At 63.2% G+C, this 13,453-nt stretch carries 13 protein-coding genes and 3 pseudogenes; 6 read left to right on the top strand and 10 right to left on the bottom strand.

Going from position 1 to position 13,453, the window contains the following annotated elements; genetic code table 11:
* The first annotated feature begins 281 nt into the window (after nucleotides 1-281).
* Nucleotides 282-1,460: an MFS transporter gene (locus AB5Y71_RS00405; RefSeq protein WP_041208527.1), complete on the top strand. Its 1,179-nt coding sequence runs from the start codon at nucleotides 282-284 to the stop codon at nucleotides 1,458-1,460.
* Nucleotides 1,461-1,615: 155 nt separating this feature from the next.
* Nucleotides 1,616-1,780 (top strand): annotated as a pseudogene (locus tag AB5Y71_RS00400) (NAD(P)H-dependent oxidoreductase); the annotation flags it as partial.
* 56 nt (nucleotides 1,781-1,836) lie between these two features.
* Here the strand turns inward: AB5Y71_RS00400 and AB5Y71_RS00395 are convergent.
* From AB5Y71_RS00395 to AB5Y71_RS00370, 6 genes and pseudogenes are all read right to left on the bottom strand, one after another.
* Nucleotides 1,837-2,001: pseudogene (locus AB5Y71_RS00395) on the bottom strand (DUF692 family multinuclear iron-containing protein); the annotation flags it as partial.
* On the bottom strand, nucleotides 1,989-2,318 hold the full coding sequence (locus AB5Y71_RS00390) for a hypothetical protein (RefSeq protein ID WP_139472826.1): 330 nt from the start codon (nucleotides 2,316-2,318) through the stop codon (nucleotides 1,989-1,991). The gene AB5Y71_RS00390 and the pseudogene AB5Y71_RS00395, both read right to left, overlap by 13 nt.
* Nucleotides 2,311-3,269, bottom strand: a pseudogene (locus AB5Y71_RS00385) (MBL fold metallo-hydrolase). The gene AB5Y71_RS00390 and the pseudogene AB5Y71_RS00385 overlap by 8 nt, the downstream one beginning before the upstream one ends.
* Nucleotides 3,270-3,397: 128 nt before the next feature.
* Nucleotides 3,398-3,508: a cytochrome bd-I oxidase subunit CydX gene (gene cydX, locus AB5Y71_RS00380; protein WP_005337572.1), complete on the bottom strand. Its 111-nt coding sequence runs from the start codon at nucleotides 3,506-3,508 to the stop codon at nucleotides 3,398-3,400.
* A 16-nt stretch (nucleotides 3,509-3,524) separates the two neighbouring features.
* Nucleotides 3,525-4,664: a cytochrome d ubiquinol oxidase subunit II gene (gene cydB, locus AB5Y71_RS00375; protein WP_368170724.1), complete on the bottom strand. Its 1,140-nt coding sequence runs from the start codon at nucleotides 4,662-4,664 to the stop codon at nucleotides 3,525-3,527.
* A complete protein-coding gene (locus AB5Y71_RS00370) occupies nucleotides 4,664-6,235 on the bottom strand; it encodes a cytochrome ubiquinol oxidase subunit I (RefSeq protein WP_368170723.1) in 1,572 nt (523 codons plus the stop codon). The genes cydB and AB5Y71_RS00370 overlap by 1 nt, the downstream gene beginning before the upstream one ends.
* A gap of 122 nt (nucleotides 6,236-6,357) precedes the next feature.
* Here AB5Y71_RS00370 and AB5Y71_RS00365 point away from each other — a divergent pair, with 122 nt between their 5' ends.
* Nucleotides 6,358-7,773 carry a PLP-dependent aminotransferase family protein gene (locus AB5Y71_RS00365; protein ID WP_368170722.1) on the top strand — a complete coding sequence of 472 codons (1,416 nt, stop codon included), beginning with the start codon at nucleotides 6,358-6,360 and terminating at the stop codon, nucleotides 7,771-7,773.
* Between the two features lie 93 nt (nucleotides 7,774-7,866).
* Here AB5Y71_RS00365 and AB5Y71_RS00360 read toward each other — a convergent pair whose 3' ends face one another.
* The gene (locus AB5Y71_RS00360; RefSeq protein ID WP_368170721.1) at nucleotides 7,867-8,325 is read right to left on the bottom strand and encodes an N-acetyltransferase family protein; all 459 of its coding nucleotides are present in this window, start codon (nucleotides 8,323-8,325) and stop codon (nucleotides 7,867-7,869) included.
* Between the two features lie 154 nt (nucleotides 8,326-8,479).
* Complete coding sequence (locus AB5Y71_RS00355) at nucleotides 8,480-9,118, bottom strand: tellurite resistance TerB family protein (RefSeq protein WP_368170720.1); 639 nt, start codon at nucleotides 9,116-9,118, stop codon at nucleotides 8,480-8,482.
* A gap of 138 nt (nucleotides 9,119-9,256) precedes the next feature.
* On the opposite strand from AB5Y71_RS00355, the gene AB5Y71_RS00350 reads away from it, so the two are divergent.
* Together AB5Y71_RS00350 and rsmS are read left to right on the top strand one after the other, a co-directional pair.
* Entirely contained in the window at nucleotides 9,257-9,724 is a 468-nt protein-coding gene (locus AB5Y71_RS00350) for an acyl-CoA thioesterase (protein ID WP_368170719.1), read from the top strand.
* Between the two features lie 94 nt (nucleotides 9,725-9,818).
* Nucleotides 9,819-9,974, top strand: coding sequence for a pleiotropic regulatory protein RsmS (gene rsmS / locus AB5Y71_RS00345; RefSeq protein ID WP_005359642.1), 156 nt, complete (start codon nucleotides 9,819-9,821; stop codon nucleotides 9,972-9,974).
* 74 nt (nucleotides 9,975-10,048) lie between these two features.
* Here rsmS and AB5Y71_RS00340 read toward each other — a convergent pair whose 3' ends face one another.
* Nucleotides 10,049-10,891, bottom strand: a complete 843-nt coding sequence (locus AB5Y71_RS00340) for a LysR family transcriptional regulator (protein ID WP_368170718.1) — start codon at nucleotides 10,889-10,891, stop codon at nucleotides 10,049-10,051.
* A gap of 175 nt (nucleotides 10,892-11,066) precedes the next feature.
* Between AB5Y71_RS00340 and AB5Y71_RS00335 the strand changes: the two genes are divergently transcribed.
* Nucleotides 11,067-12,329, top strand: a complete 1,263-nt coding sequence (locus AB5Y71_RS00335) for an MFS transporter (RefSeq protein ID WP_368170717.1) — start codon at nucleotides 11,067-11,069, stop codon at nucleotides 12,327-12,329.
* A 67-nt stretch (nucleotides 12,330-12,396) separates the two neighbouring features.
* Here AB5Y71_RS00335 and rluF read toward each other — a convergent pair whose 3' ends face one another.
* Nucleotides 12,397-13,413, bottom strand: a complete 1,017-nt coding sequence (gene rluF / locus AB5Y71_RS00330; RefSeq protein WP_368170716.1) for a 23S rRNA pseudouridine(2604) synthase RluF — start codon at nucleotides 13,411-13,413, stop codon at nucleotides 12,397-12,399.
* Nucleotides 13,414-13,453 lie beyond the last annotated feature (40 nt).

Raw genomic sequence — 13,453 nt, 5'->3', positions numbered from 1 at the left:
GCACATGGGTTCAACACACGAGGGTTTCACAGGGAAAATCCTATGGCGGCCAGCTTGTACTGGAGCTTAAGCAAGCTCAGAAAAGGAGCAGCGTTAATCCCGTTCTGCGAAGCAGATCACTGCGTTACGCTCGCACAGCGTGCAACACAACCCCCTCCTCCCCATCGCCATTGCTGCTGATTTGGCAAAAGTAATTTGATGTCACCGTCATTTTTGCCAACAAAACCCATCGGCATACTGGCGCCATTCTCCCATCGGGAGTCCCTAACCAAGGAGTTGTTATGCCACTGGCGTTATTTGCCCTTACCTTAAGTGCCTTTGCGATCGGCACCACCGAATTTGTGATTGTGGGGCTTATCCCCACCATCGCCGAGCAGCTCAATGTCTCGCTCCCCTCGGCGGGCCTGCTGGTCAGCCTCTATGCCCTTGGCGTGGCCATCGGCGCCCCCGTGCTCACGGCGCTCACCGGCAAGGTGCCGCGCAAGTGGCTGCTGGTGGGGCTGATGGCACTCTTTACCGCCGGCAACCTGCTGGCCTGGCAGGCCCCCGGTTACGAGAGTCTGATTGTGGCCCGCATCCTGACCGGATTGGCCCACGGGGTCTTCTTTTCGGTAGGCAGCACCATCGCCACGGGTCTTGTGGCCAAAGAGAAGGCGGCGAGTGCCATCGCCATCATGTTCAGCGGCCTTACCGTGGCGCTGGTGACCGGCGTACCGCTCGGCACCTGGATTGGTCAGGTCTTTGGCTGGCGTGAAACCTTTCTGGTGGTAAGCCTGCTCGGCCTCGTCGCCATGGTGGGTAGCCTGCTGCTGATCCCGAACAACCTGCCCAAGGGGGCGGCCTCGACCATCCGCGAGCAACTCTCGGTACTGACCAAGAAGCCGCTGCTGCTGGTCTACGCCAAAACCGCCCTCGGTTATGGCGGCGCCTTCACGGCGTTTACCTTCCTCGCCCCCATCCTGCAGCAGGTGAGCGGCTTTAGCGCCGGTGCGGTGAGCCTGATCCTGCTGGTGTACGGGGTATCGGTTGCCGTCGGCAATATCTGGGGCGGCAAGCTGGCCGACAAGATGGGCCCATTGCCGGCGCTGAAGCTGCTGTTTGCCGGTCTGGCGCTGGTGCTGCTGGCCCTCACCTTCACCGCCCCCCATCCGGTGCTGGCGGTGCTCACCGTGCTGGTGTGGGGCGCCTTTGCCTTCGGCAACGTGCCGGGTCTGCAAGTACTGGTGGTGAAGCAGGCCGAACTGCACACCCCCAAGGCAGTGGATGTGGCATCGGGCCTCAATATCGCCGCCTTCAACGTCGGCATTGCGCTCGGTTCCGTCGTCGGTGGCCTGGTGGTGGAACACCTCGGCCTGATGCACACCCCCTGGATCGGCGCCCTTATCGTGCTGCTTGCCTACGGGCTGACACATGTCAGCGAGCGCCGCGAAGCCGTCCGGCTCGCCGCCTGTCAGGCATAAGCTGCGCCAGCAGGCGTCACGCAAGAGCGTGGCGCCTGCTGCAATCGGCGCGGCAGGCTTCTATGCTGTGACACAGCGTCAACCCGGCAACCATTTCAGCAACTGTTTCAGCAACCAAGCCTGTCACCCTCGCATCATTTTCCACGGAGTCTGTTATGAAGGTGCTTATCGTCTATGCCCATCCCGAACCCAAAAGTTTCAACGGTGCCCTCTTCTGCCACGCCATCAGGGCGCTGGAGCAGGCGGGCCACACAGTGATGACCAGCGATCTCTATGCCATGGGCTTTGATCCCGTCTCGGATCGGCGCAACTTCACCGCCGCCAGCGATCCCGATTTTCTCAAGCTGCAACTCGAAGAGCTGGCTGCCACCGAGCAGGACAGCTTATGCAGCTGCGCCCGCTTGGCGCCGCCGATGGCCATCCAGTTCTCCGGCGCCAGCTCGAGAAAGTCGATGCCGGGGCGGACGGGGCCGGAGCAGAGCGCATCCAGATGCTCCTGACGCAGCCCGATCCCCCGACTGCGGGAGCTTATTGGCCGCATACCCCCTCCGTCATCTTGCTGCCCTTGCTGGAGCTGTCGCCATCAATCCCCTCACCCGCCACGCCACACTTGCCATCGCGAGCGCGCACCAGTCGACCCTGCGGATCACTGTCGAGGGCTTGCTTCTCGAAGCGCTTCTCGGTGCCGCACTTGCCCGCCGCACACTTGCCACCGTGTTGTTCGCTGGGGGCGGCCTTGACCGGCGCATCGCTCGGGGTGGCCGCCAGCGCCAGCCCCGGTGTCAGGGCAATCAGGCTGGTCATGGCGATGGAGAGGGTCAGTTTGCCGGTGGTTTTGTTGCTGCTTGAGTTACTCATGAGCGGACTCCTTGACGGATGAAACGGGGTAACTGGAGAGATCGCGGGCGGCCACGATCTGACCGTGGAACTGCTGTTTGACGATGGCCATCGCCTCTTTCTTGTGATTGAGGCCAACCCCCATCCAGTGGTTGAGCACCAGCAGCTTGGGGTTCACCTCGGCCGCAATCTTGGCCACCACAGATGGCTTGGCGTGAAGCGAGGCGGAGACCGAGTCGGCCCCTTCGTGGATGGCGAGCGGCATCACCAGAATGTCGGCCCCCTTGGCAAACGGCACAAAGGCCGGGTTGCTGCCGTTCTGATCCGCCGAGATAACGATGGTCCCCTCGGCGCTCTCGATGCGATAGGCCAGACAGGGCACGTCACCGTGAGGAATGCCGAGCGCGGTGATGGTCAGCCCATCCTGCTGATAGACGGTGTGAGGCTGCGGGCTCTGGTAGGGCACATCGTGCAAGGTGATTGGGAAGAGGCCATCGGTGCCATCCTTGAAGCCGCTCAGGTAGGCATAAGCGCCCTTGTCCTTGTTGAAGAGGGCATCGAAGTAGCCGCTCATGCTGGGGAAGGCCGAACCGGCCTCGGGCCCCGCCAGATCCAGCGGATCGCTGCGCTCGAAGAAATAGGCCCCCTTGAGCAGGGCGGGCAGGTCGGTCACATGGTCGGTGTGGAAGTGGGTGATGCCGATAAAATCGACCTCTTCGAGCTTGGCCCCGCCTGGCCGAAGCTCAGGTAGACGCCGCCACCGGCATCTATCAGGATGCGGGATTTCCCCTTCCACCAGATCACCTCGCTGGAGGAGGCGCGCAGATCATCGGAGATGGGGCCACCACTGCCGAGCACCTGCAGGGTGAAGGTTTTATCCAGTGGCGTCAGTTGTACCGGTTCGGCACAGGCCGGGGCGACGGTGAGCGCGCACCCGATGGCCAGCGCCACCGCTTTCAATCTCTGTTTCATCACAATTACCTGTCGGTTGGTTGTCGGTTGAAAGTGTGTCGTTTGTGTCGTTTAAAGAGGGGGAGAGAGGGGCCGATGGCGACGTGTGAACGCCAACCACCGGCCGTGGCGGGGCGCGAACCCCGCCGTCAGTTACCATCCCGTTCGTCCGCCTGCCAGCGCGCTTCCAGCCAGAGCAGGTTGCACAGGCCCAGCAGCAGGGCGAATCCGAGGCCCAAAATCCAGGTGAAGTACCACATAGCAGATCCCTTGAGGTCAGTAGAGTTGATGGCTGTCGCGCTTGATGCGGGCACGGTCGAGCTTGCCGCGCACCACCCGATAGACCCAGCCGGTGTAGCCCAGGTTGACCGGCATCAGCACCAGCACGAGGCCGAACATAATGGCCAGGGTCTTGTAGCTGGAGGTGCTGTCCCACAGGGTCAGGCTGCTGACTACATCAAGTGATGAAGGCAGCACAAAGGGGAACAGGGCGATGGCCACCGAGCAGAGCATGGCGGCGCAGGCGATGGCGCTGGCCAGCAGCGCAATCCGGCCCCGCTCCAGCCAGGAGGCAATCCCGCTCACCAGCGGCGCCAGCGTCCCGATGATCGGCACCAACCACAGCAGCGGATAGTCAAAATAGTTGCGCAGCCAGCCTCCGGCGTGGGGGATCACCCCCTTCATCAGCGGGCTGATGGCAGCATTCGGGTCAAAGGGTTGTGTGCCGACACCGGTCAGCTGAAACCCTTGCAGATCCACCAGATGCCAGCCGGCCAGCAGGTAGCAGAGGCTCACCAGCGGGGCCAGCAGGATGGCGATCCCCCGTGCGCGCAGCGCAGGGGTGCCGGTCACCTTGGCTTGCAGAAAACCGGCGCCGTGCAGCAGCAACAGGCTGATGGCAGTGGCCTGCACCGAGAGCAGCCAGCCCCACTGGAAGTCGAAGGCGCCGTAGTGCAGACGCAGCGCCGTGTCGATGCGAAACGGCAGCCCCTCCATCACCAGACCGATAGCCGCACCGAGGATGAGCGCCGGTATCAGGCCACCGGCCACCAGCGCCCGATCCCACCAGCGGCGCCACACCGGATCGGCCAGCTTGCTGCGATAGTCAAAACCGACCGGCCGCAGAAAGAGCCCGAGCAACAACACCACCATGGGGATGTAGAGCCCCGAGAACGCTGCGGCATAAACCAGCGGCCAGGCGGCGAACAGGGCGCCGGCACCGGCAATCAGCCACACCTGATTGCCCTCCCACACCGGCCCCACGCTGTTGATCACCAGACGGCGGTCGTCGTCATCTTTCGACACCACCGGCAGCAGCATGGCGATGCCGAGATCGAAGCCATCCATCACGATAAAACCGACCATCATGAAGAGCACCAGTGCCCACCAGATGAGTTTCAGGGTTGCGTAATCCATCAGGCGATCCTCGCAAGTTCGGGTTGTTCACCGCTGTAGCGGCCGGTATGGAGAATGGCGGGCCCTTTGCGGATCACATGGCGCAACAGGAACAGCTCCACCACCAGCAACAGGGTATAGATGGAACAAATAGCGATCAGGCTGAACCAGAGTTGGCCCGGCTGAAGCAAAGAGACCGAGGCCGAGACCGGCAGCACATCGCTGATGGTCCAGGGTTGACGGCCGAGCTCGGCCACCAGCCAGCCCGCCTCGATGGCAATCCAGGGCAGCGGAATACTCCAGAGCAGGGTCTTGAGCAGGCGTGGCGAGTCTTGCAGCCGGTTGCGGCAGAGCTGAACAAAGCTCACCACCATCAGCCCCAGCATGGTGACGCCAAGCCCCACCATCACCCGAAAGCCCCAGAACAGTGGCGCCACCGGCGGGATGGAGTCCTCCACCGCCTTGGCAATCTCCGCCTCCCCCGCCTTGGCGATATTGCTGGCATAGGGGGTGAGCAGCAGACCGTAGCCAAGATCCTTGCCGTGTTTGGCAAACAGCGCCCGGTTTTCGGCCGAGTCGTTGCCGGCGCGGATCTCTTCGAGTGCACCGGACGCCACCATGCCGCTGCGAATACGCGCCTCGTGCTGCACCTTGAGATCCTTGATGCCGGTCACCGCCTCATCGAGGGAGCGAGTGGCTATGATCCCCATCAGATACGGGATCTTGATGGCAGCGTGGGTGGTCTCCCCCTGCTGATCCGGAAAGCCGAACAGGGTGAATGACGCTGGCGCCGGCTCGGTATGCCACTCCGCCTCGATGGCGGCGAGCTTCACCTTCTGCACCTCGCCGGTGCGATAGCCCGACTCATCCCCGAGCACGATGACCGAGAGGATGGCGGCCAGCCCGAAGCCGGAGGCGATGGCAAAAGAGCGCAGGGCAAACTGCACCTCGGTCTTGCGCAGCAGATACCAGCTGCTCACCCCCATCACGAACATGGAGGCGGCCACATAGCCCGCCGCAACGGTGTGAACGAACTTCACCTGCGCCACCGGGTTGAGCAGCACGGCGGCGATATCCACCAGCTCCATCCGTTGGGTCAGCAGGTTGAACTCGGCCCCCACCGGGTTTTGCATCCAGCCGTTGCCGATCAGGATCCACAGTGCCGAGAGGTTGGAGCCGAGCGCCACCAGCATGGTCACCAGCAGGTGCTTGCCGCGGGAGAGCTTGTCCCAGCCGAAGAAGAAGAGCCCCACCAGGGTCGATTCGAGGAAGAAGGCCATCAGCCCCTCGATGGCCAGCGGGGTACCGAAGATGTCCCCCACGTAGTGGGAGTAATAGGCCCAGTTGGTGCCGAACTGAAACTCCATGGTGATCCCCGTGGTGACCCCCATGACGAAGTTGATGCCAAACAGTTTGCCCCAGAAGCGGGTGATGTCCTGATAGATCACCTTGCCGGTCATCACATAGGCCGACTCGGCGATCACCAGGATCCAGGACAGCCCCAAGGTGAGGGGGACAAACAGGAAGTGGAACAGGGCCGTGGCGCCAAATTGCAGGCGCGACAGGCTGACCACGTCATCCGGATTGATCATGCGTCACTCTCTTTTGTTGTATTTGCCTTGCACGTTTCATGCAGGACAAGTACATCACGGAGCATGACACCTATAACAGATGCAGTTATATTGAATTACACCTATAACAGTTGATCCAGGTCATGTCCCTTTACCAGCAGTTGGCCGACCGCCTGCAAAGCCAGATCGACGATGGCATCTGGCAACCGGGGGAGCGCATCCCCTCCATTCGCCAGAGCTGCAAGACCCACGGGCTCAGCCCCATGACGGTGTTGCAGGCCTATCAACTGCTCGAAAGTCAGGGGCGGATCCTCGCCCGCCCCCAGTCGGGTTACTACGTCAAAGCCGCCTCACCACAGCTCGTGCAGCACACGCCGAGCCAGACCCACTACAGCGGCTCGGTGGATATCAACGATCTGGTGTTCGAGGTGTTGCAGGCGAGCAAATCACGGGATCTGGTACCTCTTGGCATGTCGGTAGCAGACCCGACCCTGTTCCCCCATCCCCAGCTCGGGCGGGCCCTGGCCAGCTGCATGCGCAAGCTTGATCCCTTCAGCACGGTGGCCGACCTGCCCCCCGGCAACGAAGCGCTGCGCCGCGCCATCGCCCAGCGTTACGCCAGCGACGGGGTGGCGGTCAATCCGCAGGAGATCATCATCACCACCGGCGCCATGGAGGCACTCTCCCTAAGCCTGCAGGTGCTGACCGAGCCCGGTGACTGGGTGGTGGTGGAGTCCCCCACCTTCTATGGCGCCCTGCAGGCCATCGAGCGGCTGAAACTCAAGGCGGTGGAGATCCCGGTCATTCCGGGGGTGGGCATCGACCTCGACCTGCTGGCCGACGCACTCACCCGCATTCCGGTCAAGGCGTGCTGGCTGATGGGCAATGTGCAGCACCCGCTCGGCCACACCATGCCAGATAGTCACAAAGCGCAGCTGATGGCGCTGCTCAACAGCCATGGGGTGCCGCTGGTGGAGGATGACGTCTATGCGGAGGTCTATTTCGGCCGCGAGCGCCCCAAGCCGATCCGCCACTGGGATCAGCGTGGCGACAGCCTGCTCTGCAGCTCATTTTCTAAGTGTCTGGCGCCGGGCTTTCGGGTCGGCTGGGTGGTGGCGGGGCCCCATGCCGAGCGGGTGCAGCGGCTGCAGCTGATGTCCACCCTCTCCACCAATGTGCCGAGCCAGCTGGCGCTGGCCGAGATGCTGCGCCAGGGCGGGGTCGATGCCCACTTTCGCCGCCTGCGCCACACCCTGGCCCAGCGCCAGCAACAGATGCGGGCGGCCCTGCAACGGCTGTTGCCGGACGAGGTGCGGATCTCCTCCCCCGATGGCGGCTACTTCCTCTGGCTGGCGCTGCCTGCCCATTTCGACAGCCGTGCCCTGCACGCCAAGGCTCTGGGCAGCGGTTTTTCAGTAGCCCCCGGCGCGCTCTTTTCCAGTCAGGGACAACACAACCACTGCCTGCGCCTCAACAGCTCCCATCCCTGGAGCGAACAGCTGGAGCAGGCCCTCACCCGGCTGGCCGCACTGATTGCCGCACAACTCGTTGAAAAGTAACGAGACAAAGAGCCGCTGACGAAACGAACAAAGGCCCGCAACGGGCCTTTGTAGTTGGGGAGTGACGCGGCGTTACTCGCCATAACAAACAGCTCATCTGGCCATGATCTGCGACTGCACCTTGAACCCCAGCGACGCGTAGAGGGCTTTGGCGCGCTCGTTGAAGGCCATCACCTCCAGCCGGATTTGCTGAGCATCACGGGCCTTGGCCCACTCATCGCAATGGGCGATCAGCGCCTTGCCAATCCCGCGGGAGCGGTGCTGCTCATCCACCACCACCGAGCCGATCCGGCAGATAGGCAGCTTGCTGAGAAACGGCACGCTCTCATTGATATCGATCCGCGCCGTCAAAAAGCCCACCACCCTGCCATCCTGCTCGGCAACGCAGAACAGACGCCCTTCCACGCCGATGGCGCTCAGCAAAAATGCCCTCTCCTCTGGCGAAGGGGGGCTGAACACTTCGGGATAGTGCTGATGGTGGAGCTCTCCAATCTGCCGGTTCAGCTCGACAATGGCGTCGATATCCAGTGCGGTTGCCTTGCGTATCTCCAACGGTTGCTCCTTGCAAAAATGGTGATGGTTCTGCGCCATCTTAGGGGCTGTGCCCCGCAATCCAAATAGGCTCATCCGTATCTTTTGGCGGGCAGCAGAAACAACAACGCCCCTTGAGCGGGGCGTTATCGGCAATCCATGGCGATGAGGGCTATCAGGCGGGGGTGTTAAGCTGGGCCACCTGCCGCTCGATGCTCCCCTTGAGGTTGTCATCGAGTTTAAGGGCCCGCGCCAGTTCGTCGAGATAACCGCGCTCCATAAAGTGATCCACCTCGATGGCGAGCAGGGAGGCGAGATAGACCTCGGTGGCCAACTCCATATCGGTCACTTCCCGCGCCAGCGCGTGGGGATCGAGGGGGCGGGCCAGCTCGGCGTCAATCCAGCGGGCGACATCGCTCTGGCCCTGTTCGGTCAGGTACTCCTGAATTTTCTGGCGCTCGGCGCCGTCGATATGGCCATCGGCCCGGGCCGCGGCCACCATGGCGCGCACCAAGAGGGCCGCACGGGCATCCAGCGCATTGCCTTCCAGCCCACTGATGGGATGGGTGGGCTGGGCCGGTGCCGCCTGCTGGGCCTGCCAATCCTGATAGAGCTTGTAGGCCAGCCCGCCAAGGGCCGCCGCGCCGCCCACGGCAGCGGCCTTGCCACCATATTTGCGCACTTTTTTATTGCCCAGCAGCAGACCGAGCGCGCCGCCGGCCAGCGCTCCCTGCATCTGCCCCTTGCGCTTGTCTCCGCCTTCGTTGAGCCAGCCTTTGCCAGCCCCCAGCAACTGTTCCAACATCTGTTTCATGGTGTCACTCCTGCGGCTATGTTCTCGTCGATAGAGCAAGATAGTGACCCCGCCCCCCTGAATCGGGGATGAACCCTTGACCGGGCAGGCCGATGGGGCAAAGCTCAGGGAAACTCTTCAGGCAATAAGGATGTGACTGTGCCCAATCGCGAACTGACCCTGCAATTTCTGGCCGAACCTTCCGACGTCAACTTCGGCGGCAAGGTGCATGGCGGCATGGTGATGAAGTGGATCGATCAGGCGGGCTATGCCTGCGCCGCGGGCTGGTGCGGCGGCTATGCGGTGACCGTCTATGTGGGGGGGATCCGCTTTTTGCGCCCCATCCAGATTGGCCAGCTGGTGGAGGTGCACGCTCAGGTGATCCACACCGGCACCACCAGCATGCATCTGGCGGTGGATGTCTACAGCCGCCACCCCACCGAGGCCGAGCGCCACAAGACCACCCACTGCATCATCATCTTTGTGGCGATGGATGAGCAGGGCAAACCGACCCCGGTGCCTCAGTGGCAGCCGGTGAGCGAGAGCGATCTGCAGTTGCAGCAGTACGCCAAAAAGCTGATTGCCCTGCGCGAGGAGATCGACAAGGAGATGCGCCAGCACCTCTGACCTTAGTGCCTCACAGCCCGACAGAGCGGGCGCTTTCGGCCAACGGCGGCGCCCCTGTATAATCCCCCCTCTTCCCGCAACCGGAACCCTGCCCATGTCACTGGAAACTGCCCCGCCCGAGGTGAAACTCGCGGTGGATCTGATTGAACTGCTGGAAACCAACCAGCTGGCCCCCGAGCTGGTGCTAGCGGCGCTGGCCATCGTAAAAAATGACTACGAGCGCAAGCTGGCGGAGGGGAAGGATCACTGATCCCTCCCCGCACTTTTTCCGCCTTATCTTTACGACTTCAGTTGTTCCCCACAGAAGTTTCCCCACAAAGCCACTCACTGCGGCCCCATCACCTCGTCACAGAGGGCGATCAGGGCCGCGCTCAAGCGGCTAAGCGGCTCGCTCCCGCTTCCCCCGGCATGGAGCGCCAGCTCCACCGGCGCCACCTTGGGCCACTGGGTCAGGGCCAGCTGATCGGCGGGCATCAACCGTTTGGGCAGCAAGCTCACCCCGATCCCCGCGCTCACCGCCCCCTGCAAACTGGCAAGGCTGGCGCTGACATAGGCGATACGCCAACGCCGACCCAGACCATCAAGCGCCTCGGTCATCTGCTGGCGATAGAGCCCTTCGCTCGGGAACACCACCAGCGGCAGCGGATCCCGTTCCCGTGCGGGCCAGTCGCGACTGTCGACCCATACCAGCGGCTCGCGCCAACTGGCAAGGGGCGAACCCTGCCCCCGCGTCTGTTTGACCAGCGCCAGATCCAGCTCTCCCGCCTCGAAGCGCTGCCAGATCTCGTGGCTCAGGCCGCTTTGCACCTCCAGCCGCACCTCGGGGTAGTCGCGGGCAAAGGCGGCCAGTACCGGGGTAATGGCGCCTGCGGCAAAATCCTCTGGCACCCCGAGGCTAAGCGCCACGCTCCCTTCCGTCACTTGTTCTTCGGCCTGCGCCAGCAGCGCCAGAATGCGGCGGGCCAGACCCAGCAATTTTTCTCCCTCCGCCGTCGCCACCACCTGACGACCGGAGCGATCCAGCAGTGGACAGCCAAGCTGCTGCTCAAGGCGGCGGATCTGCTGGCTGATGGTGGATTGGGTCAGATGGACCCGTTCACCGGCGCGGGTAAAGCTGCCTGTGTCGATAATGGCGACAAAACTGCGCAGTAACAGGGGATCCAGCATGGGCACTCCATTTACAAAACTACTTAAGCCCATTCTATCATTTAATTTCCAAATGACTTTCGCCCCCGCTAGGCTGGCGCTTTTGCCTCCTTTGACGGTGATCTGCCATGTTCAGCCCCGATGACTCCGTGTCCCGAATGCCCCCTGTCTCTCCCAGAACCGGAAACTGCACCCGATGAATCAACGAAATGCGGATCAACCCACAGGCCAGACCGCCCTGCTGGTGCTGGTGATCCTGACTGGCCTTAACCTGCGCCCCTTTCTTACCGCCATCGGCCCGTTGAGCGGCGAGATTGGCCGCGCCCTGTCGCTCGGGATGGATACCCTGGCCTGGCTCACCCTGCTGCCGCTGTGGCTCATCGGGGTCGGCGTGCTACTCACCCCGCGCCTGCGCAGCCTTGCCAGTGCCACCACCCTGCTGGGGCTGGCCCTGCTGCTGCTCGCGGCGGGCAGTGCCCTGCGTTTTGATGCCCAGAGCGGCGCCTTGCTGATCGCCTGCGCGGCGCTTTGTGGATTGGGGTCGGCACTGGTGCAGGGGGTACTGCCCGCCCTTATCAAGCAGGCCTTCGCCCACAAGGTACCGCTGGTGATGGGGATCTTCTCCGCCTGCATGATGGGGGGAGGGGCGCTGGGGGCCAGCCTCACCCCAAGGCTGGCAGTGAGCCTCGACTGGTCGCAAGCGCTGGCGCTCTGGAGCCTGCCGGTGCTGCTGGCCCTCGTCTGGCTAGGGTGGAAAGTGCGTCTGCCAAGCACCGCCGCGGTCGCCATTCCCCACGGCGAACAGAAGCTGATCACCTTGCCCCGCAGCTGGTTGCTGATCGTCTGCTTTGGCATCATCAACAGCGGCTACGGCATCGTAGTGGCCTGGCTGGCCCCCGCCTATATGGCGCAAGGGTGGAGCCCCGCGCAGGCGGGCGAGCTGGTCGCCTGGCTGGCACTGGCCCAGACCGCCAGCGGCCTCGTTCTGCCGCTGCTGGCGGCGCGCAGTCTGGATCGGCGACCCTGGATGGGCCTTGCCATCGCCATGCAGCAGGCGGGATTTGGCGGTCTCTGGCTGGCGCCAGCCAGCGCCCCCATTCTCTGGTGCATGCTGTGCGGCGCCGGTCTTGGCGGCAGTTTTTCGCTGATCATGGTGATTGCGCTCGATCACCTGCCCGACCCGCGCCGCGCCGGTACCCTGAGCGCCCTGATGCAGGGCTTCGGCTTTATGCTGGCCGCCACAGGCCCCTGGGTGGCGGCGCGGCTCTATCACTATGTGGGCGACTTCGCAGCCGCCTGGCAGTGGCAACTGGGGGGCTTGCTGCTGATGAGCCTGCTGGTGCTGCGCCTCGACCCGCGCCACTACCCCCGCGTCATGGGGTTACCGACCGCCAGCGAGCCGTCCCTTTCGGCACCTCTCCCGGCCAGCTCTGCGGCCCAAAGTAACACACCGGCCTGAGGCCGGTGTGTTGGGGATAACCGTATTGAGGATGACGAGCGAGGCTGACGCCGCTCAGAGGGGCAACTCAGCGCCCCTTCTTCTGCCGTCCGGTGTTAGCGGTGCGCGGCTTGCCAGCGGCCGGTTTGCCACCCTTGGGTGCCCCTTTGCCAGCACCGCCCTTGTTGGCGGCACCTTTGCCCGCGCCCCCCTTGCCCACCGGCAGCTTCTTCTCGAAAGCTTCCGGGCCCGGCACATTGGGGCGCCCGCCAATCTCGTGATCGTCATCGCGGCGCGGCTTCTTGCCTTGGGCCGGTTTGGCGCTTTGCGCCGCAGGAGCCTTGGCAGCCTTGGGTTTGTCGCCTTTGGCCGGTTTCACCTCGGAGGAGGAGTCCTCAATCAGCTTGAACAGATCGATCAGCTCGTCGTCGGTCAGATCGCGCCACTCGCCTACCGGCAGCCCCTTGAGGCTGACGTTCATGATGCGAATGCGCTCCAGCTTGGTCACTTCAAAACCGAAGTACTCGCACATGCGGCGGATCTGGCGGTTAAGCCCCTGCACTAGCGTGATGCGAAAGACGAACGGAGCCTCTTTCTTCACCTTGCACTTCTTGGTCACAGTACCGAGGATCGGCACCCCGGCCGCCATGCCGCGCACAAACTCGTCGGTCACCGGCTTGTCGACGGTCACCAGATACTCTTTCTCGTGATCGTTGCCCGCCCGCAGGATCTTGTTGACCAGATCGCCGTGGTTGGTGAGGAAAATCAGCCCCTGCGAATCCTTGTCGAGACGCCCGATGGGGAAGACCCGGGTGCTGTGGTTGACGAAATCGACGATGTTGTCCTTCTCGCCCGCCTCTGTGGTACTGACGATACCCACCGGCTTGTTGAGGGCGATCAGCACCAGACTGTCCGCCTCGCGCGGCTCGATCACCTGACCGTTCACCTTGACCAGATCGCCAACCTGCACCTGATCGCCGATCCCGGCCCGCTTGCCGTTGATAAAGACGTGGCCCTGCTCGATAAAGCGGTCGGCCTCGCGGCGCGAGCAGATACCGCTCTCGCTGATGTATTTGTTCAGGCGCATGGATTCGTTAGCCAGCATGGGTCACCTGCCACAGGGTCTGGGCCACGCCCGGTTGTGC

This window comes from Aeromonas sp. R9-2 (assembly GCF_040908025.1).
GTDB classification, from domain to species: Bacteria; Pseudomonadota; Gammaproteobacteria; order Enterobacterales; family Aeromonadaceae; genus Aeromonas; species Aeromonas veronii.
This window is presented reverse-complemented; position numbering and strand designations above follow the sequence as displayed.